The sequence below is a fragment of the Anaerocolumna sedimenticola genome, assembly GCF_009931695.1.
In the GTDB taxonomy this organism is placed as follows: domain Bacteria; phylum Bacillota; class Clostridia; order Lachnospirales; family Lachnospiraceae; genus Anaerocolumna; species Anaerocolumna sedimenticola.
Genome location: NZ_CP048000.1, coordinates 3,670,715 through 3,692,343, shown reverse-complemented (window position 1 = coordinate 3,692,343; position 21,629 = coordinate 3,670,715). Strand labels below are relative to the sequence as shown.

General features: G+C 37.3%; 18 protein-coding genes. 3 read left to right on the top strand and 15 right to left on the bottom strand.

The window, feature by feature from the left end:
* Window positions 1-53 precede the first annotated feature (53 nt).
* The 5 genes from Ana3638_RS16360 to Ana3638_RS16340 form a co-directional block, all read right to left on the bottom strand.
* Complete coding sequence (locus Ana3638_RS16360; protein ID WP_161838987.1) at window positions 54-2,822, bottom strand: FtsK/SpoIIIE family DNA translocase; 2,769 nt, start codon at window positions 2,820-2,822, stop codon at window positions 54-56.
* Window positions 2,823-3,077: 255 nt separating this feature from the next.
* Window positions 3,078-3,332 carry a YlzJ-like family protein gene (locus tag Ana3638_RS16355; RefSeq protein WP_161838986.1) on the bottom strand — a complete coding sequence of 85 codons (255 nt, stop codon included), beginning with the start codon at window positions 3,330-3,332 and terminating at the stop codon, window positions 3,078-3,080.
* The gene (locus Ana3638_RS16350; protein ID WP_161838985.1) at window positions 3,332-4,045 is read right to left on the bottom strand and encodes a ClpP family protease; all 714 of its coding nucleotides are present in this window, start codon (window positions 4,043-4,045) and stop codon (window positions 3,332-3,334) included. Before Ana3638_RS16350 ends, Ana3638_RS16355 begins: the two co-directional genes overlap by 1 nt.
* Before the next feature lie 514 nt (window positions 4,046-4,559).
* Window positions 4,560-5,843: a sn-glycerol-1-phosphate dehydrogenase gene (locus tag Ana3638_RS16345; RefSeq protein ID WP_161838984.1), complete on the bottom strand. Its 1,284-nt coding sequence runs from the start codon at window positions 5,841-5,843 to the stop codon at window positions 4,560-4,562.
* Between the two features lie 174 nt (window positions 5,844-6,017).
* Window positions 6,018-6,341, bottom strand: coding sequence for a winged helix-turn-helix transcriptional regulator (locus Ana3638_RS16340; RefSeq protein ID WP_161838983.1), 324 nt, complete (start codon window positions 6,339-6,341; stop codon window positions 6,018-6,020).
* Between the two features lie 191 nt (window positions 6,342-6,532).
* Here Ana3638_RS16340 and Ana3638_RS16335 point away from each other — a divergent pair, with 191 nt between their 5' ends.
* On the top strand, window positions 6,533-6,715 hold the full coding sequence (locus Ana3638_RS16335) for a hypothetical protein (protein ID WP_202621504.1): 183 nt from the start codon (window positions 6,533-6,535) through the stop codon (window positions 6,713-6,715).
* A gap of 106 nt (window positions 6,716-6,821) precedes the next feature.
* Window positions 6,822-7,676, top strand: coding sequence for a radical SAM protein (locus Ana3638_RS16330; protein ID WP_161840592.1), 855 nt, complete (start codon window positions 6,822-6,824; stop codon window positions 7,674-7,676).
* Window positions 7,677-7,981: 305 nt separating this feature from the next.
* Here Ana3638_RS16330 and Ana3638_RS16325 read toward each other — a convergent pair whose 3' ends face one another.
* From Ana3638_RS16325 to Ana3638_RS16310, 4 genes are read right to left on the bottom strand one after another with little or no spacing between them, the layout of a single operon-like run.
* A complete protein-coding gene (locus tag Ana3638_RS16325) occupies window positions 7,982-9,466 on the bottom strand; it encodes an FGGY-family carbohydrate kinase (RefSeq protein WP_161838982.1) in 1,485 nt (494 codons plus the stop codon).
* A complete protein-coding gene (locus tag Ana3638_RS16320) occupies window positions 9,459-10,397 on the bottom strand; it encodes a transketolase family protein (protein WP_161838981.1) in 939 nt (312 codons plus the stop codon). The genes Ana3638_RS16325 and Ana3638_RS16320 overlap by 8 nt, the downstream gene beginning before the upstream one ends.
* Window positions 10,390-11,214: a transketolase gene (locus tag Ana3638_RS16315; RefSeq protein WP_161838980.1), complete on the bottom strand. Its 825-nt coding sequence runs from the start codon at window positions 11,212-11,214 to the stop codon at window positions 10,390-10,392. The genes Ana3638_RS16320 and Ana3638_RS16315 overlap by 8 nt, the downstream gene beginning before the upstream one ends.
* Window positions 11,215-11,223: 9 nt before the next feature.
* Complete coding sequence (locus Ana3638_RS16310) at window positions 11,224-12,627, bottom strand: L-fucose/L-arabinose isomerase family protein (protein ID WP_161838979.1); 1,404 nt, start codon at window positions 12,625-12,627, stop codon at window positions 11,224-11,226.
* Between the two features lie 280 nt (window positions 12,628-12,907).
* On the opposite strand from Ana3638_RS16310, the gene Ana3638_RS16305 reads away from it, so the two are divergent.
* Window positions 12,908-13,921, top strand: coding sequence for a LacI family DNA-binding transcriptional regulator (locus Ana3638_RS16305; protein ID WP_161838978.1), 1,014 nt, complete (start codon window positions 12,908-12,910; stop codon window positions 13,919-13,921).
* A 108-nt stretch (window positions 13,922-14,029) separates the two neighbouring features.
* On the opposite strand, the gene Ana3638_RS16300 is transcribed toward Ana3638_RS16305, so the two are convergent.
* From Ana3638_RS16300 to Ana3638_RS16275, 6 genes are all read right to left on the bottom strand, one after another.
* The gene (locus tag Ana3638_RS16300) at window positions 14,030-15,298 is read right to left on the bottom strand and encodes a 4Fe-4S dicluster domain-containing protein (protein WP_161838977.1); all 1,269 of its coding nucleotides are present in this window, start codon (window positions 15,296-15,298) and stop codon (window positions 14,030-14,032) included.
* A gap of 298 nt (window positions 15,299-15,596) precedes the next feature.
* A complete protein-coding gene (locus Ana3638_RS16295; protein ID WP_161838976.1) occupies window positions 15,597-16,871 on the bottom strand; it encodes an O-acetylhomoserine aminocarboxypropyltransferase/cysteine synthase family protein in 1,275 nt (424 codons plus the stop codon).
* Between the two features lie 36 nt (window positions 16,872-16,907).
* Window positions 16,908-18,158, bottom strand: a complete 1,251-nt coding sequence (locus Ana3638_RS16290; RefSeq protein WP_161838975.1) for a M16 family metallopeptidase — start codon at window positions 18,156-18,158, stop codon at window positions 16,908-16,910.
* Window positions 18,159-18,436: 278 nt separating this feature from the next.
* On the bottom strand, window positions 18,437-19,624 hold the full coding sequence (locus tag Ana3638_RS16285) for a winged helix-turn-helix domain-containing protein (RefSeq protein ID WP_161838974.1): 1,188 nt from the start codon (window positions 19,622-19,624) through the stop codon (window positions 18,437-18,439).
* Window positions 19,625-19,858: 234 nt separating this feature from the next.
* The gene (locus Ana3638_RS16280; protein WP_161838973.1) at window positions 19,859-20,416 is read right to left on the bottom strand and encodes a GNAT family N-acetyltransferase; all 558 of its coding nucleotides are present in this window, start codon (window positions 20,414-20,416) and stop codon (window positions 19,859-19,861) included.
* A 139-nt stretch (window positions 20,417-20,555) separates the two neighbouring features.
* The gene (locus Ana3638_RS16275) at window positions 20,556-21,473 is read right to left on the bottom strand and encodes a helix-turn-helix transcriptional regulator (protein ID WP_161838972.1); all 918 of its coding nucleotides are present in this window, start codon (window positions 21,471-21,473) and stop codon (window positions 20,556-20,558) included.
* Window positions 21,474-21,629: the final 156 nt, after the last annotated feature.

The window sequence follows — 21,629 nt, the reverse complement described above, 5'->3', positions numbered from 1 at the left end:
AAAATACTCCTCTCATATCTAACAAAATAGGCGATTGTGAAATTACCTATTCCTTAGATATATTCATCTACATATTGTTCAAACTCCTCCAGGGACATTAATATCTTCCTTGGTTTCGTACCTTCCTCCGGACCTACGACACCGGCTTCTGCCAGCTGATCCATAATTCTTGCTGCACGGTTAAATCCAATTTTATATACCCTCTGCAGCATTCCGATAGAGGCTTTATCTTTATCTATGATAAACTTACCTGCTTCAATAAAATAATCATCGCGTTCATTTGCACTGTTACTTCCTGAATTATCAACAGCCTGCGCATTGGAAATTTTATTTGCCACATCTTCGTTATATTCAGCAGCGCTGTTCTGAGCAGTTAAAAATTCTACCACAGCGCTTACCTCTTTATCTGAAATAAAAGCACCCTGTACACGAACCGGTTTGGGATAACCGGAAGGGAAAAATAACATATCCCCTTTACCCAGTAACTTTTCTGCGCCGGAACCATCTATAATCGTTCTGGAATCAATAGCCGAAGAAACAGAGAATGCGATTCTGGATGGGATATTTGCTTTAATAAGACCGGTGATAACATTAACGGACGGCCTCTGGGTGGCTATGATTAAATGTAATCCTGCCGCACGTGCCATCTGAGCAAGCCGGCAGATAGCATCTTCAACTTCACCGGGAGCGACCATCATCAGGTCTGCCAGCTCGTCTACGATTATTACAATCTGGGGAAGTTTTTGATATCTTTCGTCCTGATATTCAGCGACAGTTGCGATCTTTTCATTATATCCCTTTACATCCCTTACTCCTAAGTCAGCGAACTTTTTATAGCGCTCCGTCATCTCCATAACTGCCCAATTCAAAGCTGCAGAAGCTTTTTTAGGGTCAGTTACAACGGGTATTAATAGGTGCGGTATCCCGTTATAAACACTTAATTCAACTACCTTAGGATCCACCATGATCATCCTTACATCGGATGGTTTCGCTTTGTATAATATACTCATGATAAGCGTATTGATACATACAGATTTACCGGAACCGGTAGCACCTGCGATGAGTAGGTGGGGCATTTTGCCTATATCCGTTACTATGGTTTGACCTCCGATATCTTTACCAACAGCAAATGCTATATCGGATGGATGTTGTTTAAAGTCCTTACTCTCAATTAATTCCCGGAACATGACTGCTGAATTCTCTTTGTTCGGTACTTCGATACCCACCGCAGCCTTGCCCGGTATAGGTGCTTCGATTCTTACATCTGCAGCAGCCAGGTTTAATTTAATATCATCAGCCAAACCTGTTATCCTGCTTACTTTCACCCCTTGTTCCGGCTGCAATTCATAACGGGTTACGGCCGGCCCGCAGCTAACATTGGTTACTGTTACCCGAACACCGAAGCTTTCCAATGTTTTTTGAAGTTTTAGGGCTGTTTCTTTTAAATCCCTGTCTGACATGCCCTTAGCATCATGCTTTGGTTTTGATAATAAATTAAGGGGAGGAAATATATATTCTTTCTTTTCTCCCTGATTTTGATTTATTTTTATATCCGCTGTATTCGACCCACTTTCAGAATTTATAGATTTCTTTTCTGATTTGTCGGTAGGGTTTCCTGCAAAATCGGCGGATTCTGCAGCATCATCAGGATGATTGCTAGTCATATTCGATTGTTTATCGTTTATAAATAACTCTGTATGTGTTTCATTATCCTGTATTTTTGCATCCTCATTTGCAGCATGAAGAAGTCTCGCTATATCGTCATCAATCCCTGGACGTTCTTCATTGGATTGCACCCCATTAACTTCTTCCGAATTTTTCCCAAATTTCAGCTTCATCTGTTCTTCATAGGAATTTATTTTATCTTCAGAGCTTGTCCCTTCCGTGTATAAGCCACCGCGCTGAATGGATATATCACTGACAGAACCTGATGTAATCTCCTCCATATCAAAATTGGATACAGTGCTCTTATCTTCCTGATTTAATTTTGGTTTTTTCTTTTTTAATCTATTAAGAAAACCATCTTCTGAATTTTTATCCGGATTATTACTACTTTCTGAATTTTGTACAACTGCTGATGCATCAGTTTTCTTAAGAAGTACTGTTCTGGCCTTTCTCCTGGGAACAATTTCTTCATCCATCTCCTTATCATAAATCTCCTCATCCTCCTGCTGCATTCTTCTCTCCCGCATATGATTCAGAGATTCTTCACTTTTGGAACTTAAATATGCAAACAGCGCTTTACCTGTAATAAACATAAAGGATATTATCATAAAAGCTATTAAAATAACATAGGTTCCAACAGCTCCAAACAGAGGATATAACAAACGGCACAATAATCCTCCAATAATACCGCCACCGTTTTTTAATTTGGCAGATTTTATATAGTATTCAGCCAATTTAACATCGGAAGAATAGCCAACAATAATCAGTTGAATGAAAGCCGTGAAGATAATTCCCAAAATTATTGCACTGATCAACTTACGCAGAGCTATCGGATTCCCTCTGTTAGCAAGATAAAAGGCAATACCAAAAAACAGAAAAAACGGCAATAAATAAGCAGCAAATCCAAATAAACCAAAAGTTAATCCATTAATTGCTTTACCGAAACTTCCACTTAGATTAAAATTACTTAATATTAACAGCAGCGATATTACTAAAGTTATTATTAAAGTTATCTCGTCGTGGTATAGTTCTTTATTCGGATCTTCATTTATCTTATTATGTACTTTTTTGCTTCCGGTAGATTTTCTTTTTCCTGTTGTACGATTTGTCTGCCTTTTCGAACCTGATTTGTAACTTTTATTTTGAGTTGCAGCCACACCATATCCTCCTTAAGCTACTTTAAGTATATATGCGTTTTACATAACGTAATCCGAGAAACGCCTGGCGTTCTCACATTATAATCGTGTAAATAAGAATTGATTCTAAGTTACCGCCAAATAGGACAGGTTAACATAGAACCAATTTCTATTATACCCTTATTTTACTATTGTTGCAAGGAAAAATATTGTAATTGCCGAAAAAACGTTCGATAAAGAATGAAAGAAATTACTGCAAATTCCGGAATGGTTTACCTATCTATTAGGGTCAATTACAGCTCCCGGCATATATTCTTTTTTTAAATAATCCCCCATATCCGTGGAATTTATTCCCTCCACTATAAAATTGTCACCCATTCTTCTGGTACTGATTTTTCCATGTTTCAACATGATATCCCCGCATTCTACATCAGTAGGTTCATTTTTTTCTTCTTTTTGATGTGTATTAACCAGGATGCTCTCCGTTCTATAGCTGTAGATTCTTTCTAAAGGAACTACGGTATATAACATTATTCTTCACCTCTTCCGGCCATTTGGTACAATTTTTTCAAAGCTTCTTTAATTCCTCCAACTTCGTCTATAATACCCATATCAATCGCTTCGGTTCCGATTAAGATAGAACCTACATCTTTAGCCAATTGCTTGGTATTATGCATTAAGTGCTTCAGTTCTTCTTTATCAATTTTGGAATGGCTGGACACGAAATTTAAAATCCTATCCTGAATTTTCTCAAAATAATCGTAAGTTTGAGATACACCAATTACCGTTCCATTCATTCTGACAGGATGAATTATCATAGTTGCAGTCGGAACAATAAAACTATATTGTGCAGAAACGGCTAAAGGAACACCAATGGAATGACTTCCGCCTAAAACCAACGAAACAGTTGGCTTACTTAAGGATGCAATCATCTCTGCAATAGCAAGTCCGGCTTCCACATCTCCTCCAACTGTATTAATTAATATTAATAACCCATCAATATCAGCACTGTCTTCAATGGCTGCCAGTTGTGGTAAAACATGCTCATATTTCGTTGTTTTATTATGTTGAGGAAGACATTCATGTCCCTCAATTTCTCCAATAATGGATAATAAATGTATTTTAGATTTTCTTTGTTCATTTACTAGAGTTGTTTGTCCATACTCCCGAATTTTACCATCATCCAATTCTTCTTTTTCTTTCTGTTCTTTTTCCTTGTCAATTTTAGTTGTATTGTTTTCCATATAAATCTCCTCACGAGTTATTATTTAACCAGGTAATTGCAAAACAATAAACGTTCTGAAGTTATCATACAATTAATACTTGTTTCTAGCTTCAGCTGCCCTTTGAATTTCGCAGTTGCCTATATTTACTAACAAAAATCTTCTGTTTTATACCTGCATATTATTCAGCTTTTTCCGGTAGATAGAATAATATATAGAAAAAACAGAATCAACCTGTAATACTAGTTTATTATATGGAAATTATTTATTTTTATTTATCCAGATTAAGGATTCTATAACAAAACTTATTAAACACATAGAAAATTAGAAATTTTTTGTAAGTATCCCGCAGGACCGTACCTTTGATTTCATCGGGAAGTTCTCACTTTGCTTTCGCGGAAACCGGTAGAAACACGCTTTGCGAGTTTCTCCGGTTCGCGTGCGCGTTCGAATTATAGCAAGCAAGCTTGCTAATTCTCACTTTGCTTTCGCGGAAATAAAAATAGGAGCTTTTTATAAAGCTCCTATTTAAAAATTATAATAATTTTATTAATTTGGTCAGCCTCATAAAGGTAAGTCTGTTTCTAACAAAAGGTGATAAGCAGATTGTTTTGGGAATAATGTGTTCATCCAACCCAATTTCATGAACATATTTAATACAGCCTCCCCTGGTCAGCAATTCATCTATTGTATCAACGGAGGGAAGTTTATCTATTATGTCCGCAATCTGGGGCAACAGTCTTTCAAATTCCATGACATCTATCTGTTCCAGAGGATCCGGCGTATTTTCCTCAAGCATTCCCTCATATAAACCCTTAGGTCCAAAGGACTCTTTTAGACTCATATAATCTAATCCGTTATAGGATACCATTTCATATTGTCCGCTACGGATGGCATCTTTCATTGTATGATAAGCTTCGGCAGCTATCATAAGTCCAATGGAAACTTTTTCACCATGATAAGCATCCAGAGGACTGTTTATAACCTCCATTTCCCAGAGATGGGATATATGATGCTCCGCACCGGATGCCGGTCTGGAATTCCCAATCATTTGCATTGCAATACCGGATAATAATAAGGCATACATAAGTTGTTCATATGCTTTTAACCGTTTCTCTTCGGATACATTGCCACGCAGATCCTCCAAACAGCTGCAGACTTCATTTAATGCTGTTAACTCTAAGTCACACACACGATTGCAGATATATTCCTCCGTAACCAGATGAGCGATTTCCCAATCAACTAATGCCGTATATTTACCTAACAAATCTGAAATACCGGAAGCTGTCAGCCTGTAAGGTGCTTTTGAAAAAACGGCGCTGTCGGCTATCACCAGAATAGGCGAAACTGCCGGAAATGTTTTTTTAAATCCATTCCAGGTCATTGCTGCAACAGTAGAAACAAATCCATCCACACTGGCCGCAGTAGGTATGGAAACAAAGGGGATACCTCTTTTATTTGCAAGGTATCTGCTTAAATCATGTATGGTACCGGAACCGACTGCCAGAATTAATTTTATATTATCCGCTAATTTTTCTTCTGCCAGCTTGACACCGTGGTTATCAGCATGAAGTCCTTTAGACGGTAATACGATTACCATGCAGTCTTTTACTTTATCTTCTACCTGCGCTCCGGCGGCAGAATATGTATTATCATCGCATATGATACAAATCTCCTCCGGCTTGCCGATAAAAATTTCAGATAACAATTCGGGTATTTTATTGATTGCTCCTGCTTCAATTAAGATATCTTTTACATGAATCTTATGTTCTCTGCCACAAGGACATGGAGCCGAAAAACTACTTACATCAATTTTCATAACAATCTCTCCCTTTAATTTACGTCATTCCAAGTTTACAGTTACGCCAAAAAGTTCCATTACAAAACATTATATATGATTGCACTTTTTTCTTCAATCCCATTTTAAGTATAAATTAGCTTGGGGTTTCTTTATTTCTGCCGTTTTCTATTTTAGCTAAAATAAAAATAATACTTACAGTAAATGAACCTCTCCCCATTGTTTCATAAACTCTAAAACTGGTACAAAGCTTTGTCCTAAGTCAGTCAACGAATACTCCACCTTTGGCGGTATTTCTTGATAGATATGGCGCGATATAAAGCCATCCGCTTCTAATTCCCGAAGCTGTTTTGTCAGCGTGGATTGGGCAATGTCTCCGATTTGACGCTGTAATTCACCAAACCGTCTTGTTTTTAGTGAAATGTAGTACAGAATTTCAATTTTCCATTTGCCGCCTAAAACCTTTTGGATTGTGGAAACCGTCGCGCAACGCTCTACTGTGTTTGCATGATTTTGCATAAAGTCCATCTCCTTGCTTCTCATTATAGTGAGGTTTGTTCATAAAGTCAACGTACATCACAATGTTGATGTTAGTAGTAAATATGATACTATATACATTTGAAGTCCGTACTTTTCAAAATAATTATACCATGCTAACATTGGATTAGCCATGAAAAGTAGGCTCAATAAACAGATAGGAGTTGTTCATAATGCACTTTACAGGACAGGTTTGGAGGCCGCCATTTGAGGCGCAGAACGCATTATTACAGATTACATCAGGCTGTATGCACCATAAATGCAAATTTTGCAGTTTGTATGACGGAACACCGTTTCGTATGTCTCCAATGAGCGAAATAGAGGAAGACTTAGCGGAATTACACAGGGATTATTGAAAGCCTTAATGCTTACAGAAACGGCATACGCTCTTTATAGAAAGGACTTGATTTTACGCATTTCACAGGAAGAACATGGAGACCGCCATATGAGGCGTACTCTGTAATCATACAGGCAACATCCGGCTGTACCTATAACAAGTGCAAGTTTTGCAGCCTTTATCACGGAGAATGTTTCCGCATGACGCCGATAAACGAATTTGAGGAAGATTTAGCGGAAATCAAAAGCCATCAGCCACACGCCCGACGCTTATTTTGGACGGGGGCAAATCCTTTTGCCATGAGCTATGAAAACCTAAAAGAACGCGCTTTGACGGTAAGGGATTATCTGATTAAATGCCAAAGTATCGCTATGTTTTCGAGTATTCGGGATATAAAGCCTAAGAGCGTAGAACAGCTACGAAAATTACGGGCTATGGGGATTAACGGCTTGAGTATCGGCATGGAAAGCGGGGATGATGAAACTCTTGCTTTTGTAAACAAAGGTTATACTGCCACTGATATTGTAGAACAGCTTGCCAAGTTGGATGAAGCCGGGATTGAGTATTACCTCGTTTATATGACCGGGCTGGCAGGAAAGGGAAATGGACAGCGCAACGCTCTGAATACCTCCGAAACACTTAATCAAATTAGTCCGTACTTTGTGGAAAATCCCTATTTCCTCAATATAGATTCCCTGACATTGTTCCCAGACACGGAACTGTACAAAATGGCACAGCACGGAGAGTTTACCCCTGCCGATGAGAAGGAAAGACTGGAAGAACTGATTACGCTTTTGCAAAACCTCAGGCTTAGAACACGGGTACAAGCTGATACCATTTCCAACTTCAAGCCCTTAACCGGCTTTTTCCCAAAGGAAAAAAAGGAGATTATTGGGAAACTACAGCATATTATTAACACTTCAAGTGAAAAAGAAATGCGGAGTTACCGCGATAGCTTAAAATCGTTGGGAGCGGATTGAAGCAATTATTAGATTTTTAGATAAGGCCGACTAATAATCAAATATCCACCAACCGTAGGCAGATAGAAATACTCGGTTTCAGCAATAAAAAAAAATGTTGAAACCGGGCTTTTCTGTCTGCTTTTTTGTTTCTGTGCAGAATGATAACAGATATTCAAAAGTCTTCTTAGCTCATTAAACCATTCGGCTCGATTCCTCGTAGTCCGCTTTTTGACTTAGTAAGAACTGAATAACTGTATCGGCAGGGCAGCTTACCCCTTTCAATGGTTGATAAGGGCAGAAGATCCCCTGTGGCATAAAAGTAATTATTTATTTAATATGACAGAAACGGCTTGTTTCCAGCCCTGATATTTTATCTCCTTATCGGAAGGATTCATGGAAGGTTTAAATTCTTTTCTATTAATATTTTGAAAAATATCCTCTTTTTTATACAAGCCGTATGTTATACCGGCACCGTATGCCGCACCCATACCGCTTAATTCTTCCACGTCGGGAACCTGAACGGGAATATCCGTTAAGTCACTTTGCAGCTGCATTAAATACTCATTACGGGTGGGCCCTCCGTCAACCCGTAAACCATTTATTTTAACAGCCGAGTCTTCTGCCATCGCCAAAATGATATCTGTAATCTGATAAGCGATACAGTCCAGGCCAGCCTTAACAATTTCCGCTTTACCAGTTGTTCGGCTCATTCCTATTAAAATTGCCTTTGCATCATTTTTCCAATATGGAGCACCCAAGCCGGTAAAGGCCGGTACTAAATAAGTCGTATCAGCGGGGTTCGCTTTTTTTACCAGTTCTTCTGTCTCACCAGCCGACCCAATTAGCTGAACATCATCTTTCAACCAGCTGATAACGGCACCCGTATAATTTAAATTACCCTCCAGTACATATTGAACTTTTCCGTCAAATCCCCATGCCAGTGACGTAACTAATCCATGTTTACTCTGAATGGGCTTATCTCCTATATTCATCATAATGGAGGAGCCGGTACCATAAGTAGCTTTTATCATTCCCTTCGTATGACAGCCCTGGCCAAAAAGGGCACCGTGGGAATCGCCTAAAGCACACAGAATCGGAATCTTCCTATCTAAAAATCCGTTAAAATCAGTTTCTCCAAAAAATTCATCCGAATTACATACTTCCGGTAAATTTGATGTATTGATTCCAAACAGCTTACCGATTTCTCTGTCCCATTGCAAAGAATATAAATTAAACAATTGTGTACGGGAGGCATTGGAATAGTCTGTTTTATAGGAATTACCGCCAGTCAGCCGGTAAATTAAATAGCTGTCCATCGTTCCGTACCTTAAATCGCCGGTGAGATCTTTCTCTCTGGCACCGTCTATATTACCAAGTATCCAGGATATTTTTGCAGCAGGAAAATAAGGAGAAAGGGGAATCCCTGTTTTTTCTCTTACCAGGTCCCCATAACCCTTTTCCGATAATTTTTCTGTTATTTCCTTAGCCCTGGAACACTGCCATACGATAGCCGGCGCAATGGGTAATCCGGTATTCTTATCCCAGGCAATGGAAGTTTCCCTCTGATTACTGATACCGACACAAGTTATGTCATTTTTATCAATGGAGGCTTTATCAACCACCATGGGTATGAGTTTTATGACATTTTCAAATATTTCATTGCCGTCATGGGAAACCCAGCCTTTCTCATTCACCATTTGCTTATGGGGAAGATCACATCTTACAATCAGCAATCCATCGCTGTTAAATAACAATGCTTTTGTCCCCTGGGTACTTTGATCTATTCCTAATACATATTTTTCAGACATTTTTAATCAGCTCCAACCCTGTTTTGGCAATATTTTCAGCATTTAACCCATAATAGTCAAAGATCTCTTTGGAATTACCGGTTACCACCGGAGCATCGGGTAAGGACATATTGATCACTTTTTTCGGACATTCGCTGCTTACAATCTGACTTACCATTGCACCAAGGCCGCCGATAAAGGTATGTTCCTCTACTGTGATGATTGCTTTTGTTTCTTTTGCAGCTTTCATAACTGCTGTTCTGTCAATAGGTTTTACACAATACATATCTAAAACTCTTGTCTGTATTCCTTCCTTTTCTAAAATGTCAGCCGCATCTTTAGCCGGTTTTACCATTTCACCGCAGGCAATAATCGTAATATCATTACCTGATTTCACTTCTGTTGCCTGATCCATAACAAACGGTGTAGTCTCTTCTTCATAAACGTCTTCCACCGGATTTCTGCCTACTCTTAGGTATGCCGGTTTTTCATCCTGAAGCAAAGCTTCTACCAGATATTTCGTCTGAAATCTGTCGCTTGGAATATACACACGCATACCTGGAATGGACGCCATCGTAGCTATATCCTGAGCAGAATGATGCGTCATACCCAAAGCACCATAACTTACACCACCGCTGATTCCGATCAATGTAACATTGGTGTTAGAATAAGCTACGTCAACTTTCGCCTGTTCCATACTTCTGGTAGATAAAAAACAGGCAGGCGAAGCTGCAAAGGTTTTCTTGCCGCATTTAGCCAGACCGGCAGCTATACTTACAAGGCTTTGTTCCGCAATTCCTACTTCTACGAATTGATCCGGATGAGCAGAGGCAAAACCGGTCATAGAAGCAGAACCCCTGGAATCACTGCATAAAACAACGATATCTTTATCTTCGTTTGCTTTTTCTAATAATACATCACATATTACCTGACGATTTGGAATTTTATTCATAGGATGTTTTTCTCCTTTCTTCCAATTCATTAACTGCCTTTTGATACTCTTCTTCACTTGGTACTTTATGATGCCAAGGAGCAGAATTTTCTATAAACGATACTCCATAACCTTTAATCGTATCTGCAATTATAACAGTGGGCTTACCCTTAACAGCTTTCGCCTGCTCAAAGGCATTATCTAAAGCCATAATATCATTTCCCACCGCATGTATTACATTCCATCCAAAGCTGGCCCATCTCTCATCCTGAGAATCCTGGGACATAACTTCTTCCGTACTGCCGGAAATCTGCAATCTGTTTCTGTCCACTACCGCACATAAATTATCCAAATGATAATGGCCGCCAGACATAGCTCCTTCCCATACGGAGCCTTCCGCCAGTTCGCCGTCTCCCATAACCGTATATACACGGTAAGAAGCTTTGTTCATTTTACCTGCCAAAGCCATACCAACGGAAACAGATAATCCATGACCAAGAGAACCTGAATTCATCTCAATACCATTGATTTTATTATTCGGATGCCCTATATATTTAGACTGATACTTAGAATAGGTGAGCAGATCTTCTTTCGGAAAAAATCCTTTATCAGCCAAAACAGCATACAGCGCTTCTACGGAATGACCCTTACTTAATATGAATCTATCTCGGTTTGGGTCATTAACCAGTTCAGGAGAGATGTTCATCTGTTTATAATAAAGAGTTACTAAAATATCAAGAACGCTGAAATCTCCTCCGATATGCCCGCATTTACCGCGGTAAATCATATCCAGAATATCTTTTCGGAGTTCAAATGCTTTTGCAGTTAAATTTTCCATAGGTTCCTCCTAATTTTCTCCGCGAAGATAAGCTTTTACCTCTTCTTCAATGGGATCGTAAAGGTCCGGTTTCACTTTGATATACTTACATGCTTCATATAAAACAGGTACTACATCTTTATGAATTCCAACACAGTGATGGATATATGGTCCTTCTACAATCTTTGCTTCCAATCGCTTCAGATTTTCTACTTCTACCCATACAAAAGTGCCTTTTGTATGAGGTCCGTCCACACCTTTCGCACGACCTAATAATAAGGAATATTCTCCATTGTCTCCGTCAAATCTGCAAAGTGTCATATTTCCCTGCTTTGCTTCTGCTTCCACTGCACCCGGATGTTCAAAAGCAAGAGGATAACCGATGGTAGGTTTTTCTTTCGCAACGGAAATCGGCCATGGCCCGCAGTGTTGAAGCAGTTCTCCGTTTTCATTATCCGGATGGCGTACGGTCCAATCAGCAAAGAAAGATCTGGTATCATCTAACGCAGCAGCTTCTACCATTAATGCGGTAATGGCACCGTGAATATCTGTCTCGCAGACTACCGGAATTCCCTCTTCATTCAATAAGGAGTTAGCCGCACAGGGCATGATTCCGATCTCTCCCTGAAGAGCATTCCAGCATTGGATTGCAATGGCATTACATCCATAACGTTCTGCCAATTGTTTCATTGCTACTTTAAGAGCTGCCACATTGAGAAGCTCATTTTCTTTGATTTTTACGTTCATATTCTCTTTTATGTAAGCCACGACTTTTGCTGCTTCACTACCCTCTTCTTTCACCTTTTTAACTTCTTTCGTTAATTCCGGCATAGGAATAGGGGAAAGCTGTATATTGAATTTTTCTAATAATTCTCCCTCATTGCACATAGTAGACCAGAAATCAAACGGCCTGGGTGCAATTTGAAGAATTCTGGTATGTTTAAATACCTTAACAACATTACATACTGCCAAAAAGTCATAAATTCCCCTGGTAAACTCACTGTCTTCGAGACGGCAGTTATTCATATATGTAAACGGAACCTGAAATCTTCTTAATACCTTACCGGTAGCAAATAATCCACATTGACTGTCACGTAAACGAATTCCGTTTTCATCCGGCCTTTCGTCTCTCGGTCCCCAGATCAGTACCGGCAGGTTCATCATTCTGGCCAGCCTTGCCAAGACATATTCCGTACCAAAATTACAATGGGGGAAAAATAAACCGTCTACCTTTTCTTTCGTGAACTTTTCATAAACCTTTTGCATATCCTCATCGTTATATAATAGGCCTTCTTCATTAATATCCGTTATATCAACAAACTCTACGCCAAGTTCCTCTAATTTCTTACGTGTAAGGTTTGCATATTTTATTGCATCCGGTGCACTGAAAATGCTTCTTCTGGTTGGTGCAAATCCTAATTTTACTTTTTTCATCCTGCTCTCCAATCTGTTCCTTCATAGGAACGAAATAAATTTGATAGTATTTTTCAACTGAATTTGTTACTAAATTTATAATTTAATTATATTTAACATTTACTAAATTGTCAATCTAATTAACTTAATTTATTATTAAATTATTAAATAAATTTATTAAACTTAAATTTTCATTGACGTAGACAGGATTTTACTGTACTCTATTTTATGTAACAGGAAATTACATCCTATTACATAATTAAATTACATATTACGAATAGGTATGTGAATGGAGGTTTTTATGTCAATCTCTGCAAAAGAACTTGCTGAAATTTTAAATTTATCACCTGCAACGGTTTCCATGGTATTAAATAACAAACCGGGAATAAGCGAGAAGACCAGAAAAATCGTATTGGATACCGCGGCGGACCGTGGGTACCAGTCTTCAAAGAAACAATTACAAAAAAGTATCAACAGAACCATTCAATTTGTTATATATAAAAAATATGGTACGGTAGTTACAGATACGCCCTTTTTTTCCCAGGTAACAGAAGGCATTAATTATCAATGTGCCGGGAATGGTTATCATCTGCAGATAACCTATTTTTATGACAATCAGGATAAAAACGAACAGATTGAGGAGTTAAAGAAATCTAACTGTGACGGAATTTTACTTTTGGGAACAGAAATGACAGTAAATGACTTAAATCTTTTTCAAAGTTTAAAAGTCCCTTATGTGATTTTAGATAGTTATTTTGATGATATAAACTGCGATTCCGTATTAATCAATAATGTTCAGGGTGCTTATCTTGCTACGGAGTATCTGATAGCAAAGGGCCATAGAGAAATTGGCTACCTAAGGTCCAATACGCGGATAAGCAATTTCGCCGAACGGGAAGACGGATATTATAAGTCCCTGCGCCATAACAATATTCCAACCAGTCATCCTTATGTAGTAAATATTACACCTACTACAGAACAGGCTTATACCGATTTAATAGAATATTTAAACGGGAGCCCTGCATTCCCCACTGCATATTTTGCGGACAATGATATCATTGCCGCAGCTGCGATCAGGGCTTTTAAAGAGTTTCATATAAAAGTTCCGGAACAGATTTCCATTATAGGATTTGATGATATGCCTATCTGTCAATTTACTGATCCGACTTTAACTACCATGTATGTACCAAAACAAAGACTGGGTGCTCTTGCCGTTGACCGGTTATTAAACCGAATAGATGAAACAAATACAGATAATATCAAGATAGAATTGGCAGTTTTGCTAATTGAACGAAATAGCGTCAAAGCAATGTAATTCTGGCTATTTTATATTATGTTTCATAATATAAAACAGGGCTTATGCAAAATTGGATGTGACTTTAACTGATCCTATTATTTTGCTTAAGCCCTATTTTATCATTATTTATTTTTTAGACATGGTAATTAATTTTTCCAAATATACGGACTTCATCTGCTTACTGGCCATAACCTGCTTTATCGGCGGCATTTTTAATATTGCTGATAAAACTGCTGCCATAGCTCTGTGGCTTCCAAAGGCCTGGTTATCAAAAATCAGATTTTGAAGGGTTCCTTTTTCTATTGCCATAAGTACGGTTCTGTGAACAGAATTTACCGGAGTTATAATTTTTTGGTTCCTTCTTTGCAGCATAATACTGTTCTTACTGCAGTTTCTTACACATACTCCGCATCCCAGACAGATATCTTCATTGATTTTCATGGTCTGGGTTCCTTTTTCATCTGTAACCTTTTCAATTGCACCGATTGGACAGGCTTTCGCACATTTACCGCAATTGATACAAGTATTGTCATTAATTTTGGGTATAAAATTAGTGGTCTGTACCGGATGCAGCATACCAAATTTCTTTGCAGCTATCATTGCCTCACAGCAACACCCGCAGCAATTACAGATAAAGGTTACATCTTCCCTGACATTTTCACCGCACTGAACCAGATTATGTTCATAGGCTTTATGCAGAAGTTCGATGCCCTCTGATGCATCGACTTTTCTGGCATAATTATATTTAATCAGGGACGCCGCAGCATTTCCAAAGGTCATACAGATATCCATAGGCGCATCGCAGGCACGCCCCACATGATACATTTTATGGCGGCAGTAGCAAGTACTGATCCCAATATGTGATGCACTTTTAATGATATGGCTTGCTCTTTCAAAATCCAGAATCTGCACTTCATTTTCGTTAGTAAGTACTCCTTCCTGGACAAATACTCTGCCAAGCCTGGTTTCCGTACTTAAAAATAATTCTTTTACAAAATCTTCTTCCACATTCAGATACTGATAAAACAATTCTCCAAGTAACTTCTGATCAATATCATCACGGATTCTCATCATGGAAAATTCAAAAAAACCCGCCATAGGAGGCGGCAGCATAAATTGTTCCGTACCATGATTATCCATATCCAGAAGTAACGCCCGGCTTGCAAGCTGCTTTAAAAGCTTTCTGGTACTAACTTCATCCATCTTCCATGCCTTAGCTGCTGTTTTAACAGTAAATGGCCGAATAGGAAGCTGCGCCACATAAGCCGCTTCCTTCTCACTAAAAAGTATACTTAAAATCTTATAAAGAGTTTTGGAGGGAGGCGCGCCTTGCGGGAATTTATTTATCCTTTCTTCTAAGCTTTTATAAGCTGATTTTCCTACTATATGGGACATTTTTCCACCACCAGTTTTTTATTAGAATATAACACATAAATATTTTTTAGTAAAGTAATCTTACATAAAATTCATTACGATTAACTTTTCATTTTTATACTGATTTTATATGCATAACTATGTAGTTCAATATTTTATAATTAAATAATGTATACTAATTCAGTAAAATAATAATCAATTAATTGAATTATTTTATCAGTTATCCATTAAGCTTTAAAAAAGGACCTTACATCAAGCCTTGAATTTACTAAAATTAAAGCTAAACATAAAATCCTTTTTTATCATTTATCATACTATTTTATAATTGTTCCAAAGCCTGTTCTATATCGGTTATGATATCCTCTACATATTCAATACCGATTGACATACGGATTAAATCCGGTGCTACGCCGGCACTTACCAATTGTTCATCCGTTAATTGTCTGTGAGTAGTACTTGCCGGATGAAGAACACTGGTTCTTGCATCAGCAACATGAACAACGATAGCAGCTAATTTTAAATTATCCATTAATTTAACCGCGGCTTCTCTTCCGCCCTTAACTCCGAAAGAAATAACACCGCAGGTACCATTTGGCATATATTTCTGAGCCAGGTTATAATACTTATTACTTTTTAGTCCCGGATAGTTCACCCAGGCAATTTTGTCATTTGCCTCCAGCCATTTTGCTACAGTTAAAGCATTGCTGCAATGACGCTCCATTCTTAAATGCAAGGTCTCGAGACCAAGATTTAATAAAAATGCGCTGTTAGGTGACGGAGAGGAACCAAGATCCCGCATTAATTGTACTCTGGCTTTAACTATATAAGCACTTCTGCCGCAGGCTTGCGTATAAATCATACCGTGGTAAGATTCATCCGGAGTTGACAACCCTGGAAATTTACCGTTATCCCAGTCAAAATTACCGCTGTCAACAATAACACCGCCTAATGCAACAGCATGTCCATCCATATATTTTGAAGTAGAATGTACGACAATATCCGCACCAAATTCAAATGGCCGGCAATTAATCGGCGTCGCAAAGGTATTATCAATGATTAAAGGTACACCGTTCTTATGAGCAATGGTTGCAAACTTTTCAATATCCGTTACAACTAAAGCCGGATTTGCAAGGGTTTCAGCAAAAATTAACTTGGTATTCTCCTTAAATGCTTTCTGTAATTCTTCTTCGGAAGCTTCCGGATCTACAAAAGTTACTTCTACTCCAAGCTTTTTTAAAGTAACTGCAAATAAATTTGTTGTACCGCCATAAATCGCAGCAGATGATATCATATGGTCACCGGAACCGCAGATGTTCAATATGGCGATTAAACTGGCAGCTTGTCCTGAAGAGGTACACATGGCACCAATGCCACCCTCTAATGCTGCAATTTTCCTCTCTACACAATCAACCGTAGGATTTGCTAATCTGGTATAGAAAAACCCTTCCTCTTCCAAATCAAATAACTTTCCTACATGTTCACTGGAATCATACTTGTAAGTTGTACTTTGGTAAATCGGCAGTACTCGGGATTCACCGTTCTTAGGGGCGTAACCTTCCTGGATACATTTGGTATTAATATGATAATTCTTCATTTTTATGCCTTTCTTTCGTTCATTATATGGAATATTTTATGAAAAGAATTTAAGTTTGTCAATGTTTTCTAAGTTTCCTACTAAGGAGATGCTGCAATTTTCTTTCACAAGATATTTTTTTGCAAAATCCATGATTTCATCTTTCGTAACTTCATTTACCTTATCAATGGTTTCTTCCAACGGAATGATATAATTTTTCAGAAGAATGGATTTACCATTGCTGTTCATCCTGTTCTTAGCACTTTCATTTCCCATTATCAGTTCTGTTTTAATCTGTTCTTTTGACATGGATAATTCGTCATCCGTTAACCCATTCACTTTTAAGTCTTCAATAACATCAAAAGAATTTTTGAAAACCTGTTCTAACTGATTCGGGTTCATTGCCCCGTATATGTGCAATAAACCTGCTTTTTTATAAGAACTTCCATAAGAATATATGGTGTAGGTGAGTCCGAGGTTTTCCCGGATAACCTGAAATAACCTGGAATTAATGCTTCCGCCTAAAACGGAATTTAAAATGGTTAAAGCGTATTTTTCTTCCGCATCTGCTACAACGGACTCAAAAGCAATATTTAAATGAAGCTGTTCCACATCTTTTTCCTTAGTGTAAATGGATGGATGATAAATTGGCACCGTACAATCAGGCTGTCTGGGCCCTGCAGGGATACCGGAAAAGTTAGCTTCTAACAGATCCATTACTTCCTCTTCGTTAATATTTCCTGCTAGAGATATGACTATATTTTCCGAAACATAATACCTCGCAATAAAGTCAAGAATTTCTTGTCTGGTTATTGCTTTCACTGTTTTTTTACTACCGGAAATCTGGTACCCTAAAGGATGTTTATCCCATATTTTCATTTGAAGCATTTCATGAACCAGATCTTCCGGCGAATCATCATACATATCGATTTCTTCTATAATAACGCCTTTTTCTTTCTCCAGTGCCTTTTCATCAATTAGAGAATTATTTAACATATCACCGATGATATTGATTGCAATCGGCAGATGTTCATCCAAAGTAACCGCATAGAAAGAAGTACATTCCTTACTGGTATAAGCATTAATATCTCCTCCGATTCTTGCCATATCATCAGCTATTTGTTTTGCCGTACGATTTTTAGTTCCCTTAAACAGCATGTGCTCAATTATATGTGAAATTCCATTATTTTTTTCATTTTCATTGGAGGATCCTACCTTGACCCAAACGCCAAAAGCAGCACTCCTTAAATAAGGCATTGTTTCTAAAACTACAGTTATTCCATTTGATAACTTTTTACGGTTAACCATGAATTACTTCCTTTCTATTTTTCATATAGCCTAAATTGTATCACTAACTATACGAATATACAATATAAGATTAATTGTAACCGATATTATCTTTAATAATTAGGAAATCCATAGCAGGCAATTTTAAATAATAGGATACAATCTCCCATTTATAAAAAAAGACTGGATTTTATACAAATCCAATCTTTCTATCCGGTATTAAATGAAATGATATTCCCTCAGGAGCCCTAACTTTTATTTCGAAATAAACACAAATAAGATTATGATCTTCTCCGCTTTTACAGTACTATCGAATACTGAATAGTATGACATCCATTAAAATCAGCAAATTTGTTAACTGCAGACTTCAGGTTTTCTTCTAATTTTTTAGTAGGTTTGCTACCCTCTTCCAACCAGATATTTTTAACCTGAAGACATTTGTTTTTCCGGTCATTTACAAGCTCTATTCTTCCAATAAATGTGTCACCGTATAAAACCGGCAGTACATAATAACCATATTTGCGTTCTGTCTGAGGTGTATAGATTTCCCATTTATAATCATAGTTAAATATTGCTTTTATGAGTCTTCTGTCCCATATCATGTTATCCAGGGGAGCGATAAATTCCATACGTCTTTTTAGAACCGGATTACTTAAGATAAGCTGAAGCAACCCCATGTCTGATTTAAGGCAATAGAACTTCTCTTTTATATCTTGTACGGTAATTATGATTATTTTATCTTCCCGAAGCAATTCATCAAACACCTGATTTCTTTCCTTCGATTTCATATTCCGGATAAATAACCAGGCATCTGAGGGTTTATTCCATAACAACCCCACTGCTGAAATTCTACGTAAAACATTCCATTTCATGTATTCTATATCGTCTTTGTTTGGTTCTTCTGCTTTAAGTACCTGTTCCGGGATATAATTTTCCGCCAAATCATAGTATTTAATGGCGCCTTTTTTATGATGGATAATTAGTTCACCTCTAAAATACATGGTTTCCAAAGCCACTCTTGACAGACTGGTACTGTTCCCCCAGTACCAGTCTATCTTTTGTCCAAAATCTATATCTTTTGAGCAAACCGGTCCATTCCGCCATATAAAATCTTTAATTTGATCGGCAACCGCATCTATCTCAACCTTATTTCTGCCGTGATTTCTATAATAATCCCTTATTCGTCCGAAATATATCCAGTCCTCAACTCCTATAATTGCAAGATTTTTATCATAGTAATCAATTAATGACCGTTCTTTATACAATAGTTCATAAAGCTTCTGCTTGGAAAATTCTTTAATCCTTGCCTGTAATACCAATTCTGCATTTTTACCGCAGATATCAATCGGATCAAATTGGATACAGCCTGCCTGTTTTATAAATTCTAAAATTCCACGTTTACCGGAAAACCTATAACCGCCTATCAGACCTTGCTTTAATAATATAAATCTTCGTGCCTGTTTATTTGTTAGAAATATTTGTTCCATATAATACTCCTGAAAATCAATCACAGTTACTTATCGATGCTTGTTTCATATCGACTTTGTCACAACCGATGATTGAAAAATAATATTATTTTAAACTCTGCTAAATATTTCGAGCTACTTGTTTTACATCCACTTTTATCCTCCTTGCTTGGTCCGTATCATAATGCAAATCCGTCCCGACTATTATCAATATGACGTCGTAACAGTACCTTAATATTTTTATAACTTTTTCATTTATTTCTGTCTTATATAATAATTGCCGTACGGAACAATAGAACCATCCGCTAATTTAGAATAACTGCAGTTTAAAAGTGCCGATATTCGTTCTGATGCTGTTGGAATTGCTTTTGTAAATACTTCATCTACTTGAAATAAATCATAGAGATACTCATCTACTGCCTGCAAAAGTTCTGATATGATCTCTTCTTTTTCATAAGAAGAACAGAGATCTAATCGAAGTACGGCTAATTTTCCAAACCCCTCTGCTTTTTTCAACCAAGGACAAAATTCTATGGTTCCAATCACTTGATTATTGCTTTTATTCATAATACTAAATCTAACATATACTTTATTCAGATATTCACTTTCCCATACTTTCATATATTCCTGCATCTTCTCCAGTGTCTGGAAATAAAAATCAGTATGGCAATTATCTGCATTAAAAAACTTAACTGCTTCCTGGTCCGAATAACATTGTAACAGTTCTTTGGCATCATCAGGTATTGTCTTTCTTAACAGGAAATTAGCAGTTTCAAAAGCCGGACATTGTTCAAATGGATTCACTTTTATCATAGTAAAAATCCTTTCATTCATTTATATTTGAATAACAAAACGTAATAAAAGTCTTATGTTGTTATTCCTGGATATATGTTAACATGGGATATACGACATCAGTATGTCAGACTTATAGAAACTTATCTTTATTTTAATATTATAAATACAAGTCGTAAATCCCCCTTGCCACAGTTTTCATCCGCTCTTTTAGAGAATCCGGTTCCTGAACCTCAATGTCATTGCCAAAGCCCAATAATAATGAAAACCACATTCTTTCCTGGGTTGGTTCCTCTATCTGCAAAATAAAATACGCCTCATTTTCTTCTAAAATTTTTCCTCTTAAATACTCCTGTACAGGAATTTTTATTTCATTTTTACATTTCAATTTTATAGTAGTATAGCTTTGGTTATCTTCTTCCTCCATCCGTTTCATCAATATATCAGAAGGTTCATGTTCTATGGAATATGGTATATTGGTTTCAGACAGTTCACGCATACGTATCAGTTTATACCACCGGTAATTTTTACTTAAATGACAGTAAGCGAGTAAATACCATGCATACCATTTGTATTGCAGCCCTATTGGTTCTACTTCTTTACCCGATGTTTTATTATTAGAATTTGTATAGTTAAAATGAATACATTTTTTATCTGTTATGGATTTTTCGATACTCTTTATGTATTCATCTATATGATTCCCCTCATGGCATACGGATAAATCCACGAATATATTCTGTTTTAGCTTTTTATCCGGTACGTTATGTTGTATTTTTTCAAAGGTATCCCGGATACCTTTCTTATTATAGCCGGACTGAAGCCCCTGTAATGCTGTCAGAATATAGGAATAATCTTCTGCATCCATAAGTTTACTGTCTAACTTATAATTTTCTAATATTTTATATCCCCCTTCGGTACCATACAAGGAGGTAACCGGAATACCGGCTAAGCTAAGAGTTTCCATGTCTCTTAAAATAGTACGTATGGATACTTCGAATTCTTTCGCCAGAACCCTGGCACTGACCACACCATGATTTAACAGATAAATGGTTATTCCAAGTAAACGGTCAATTTTCATATTAGCCCCCATTATATAACTCATCTGAAGCAGATGTTTTCATTTATTTATTTTCTCTCAACCGGTATGTTTCCTTTTCGGAATATTTTTGTATTGTATTATGTTAATAATATAGAATAAACTCTTCATTACCCGAACAAAGTTTCTGTTCTTTAT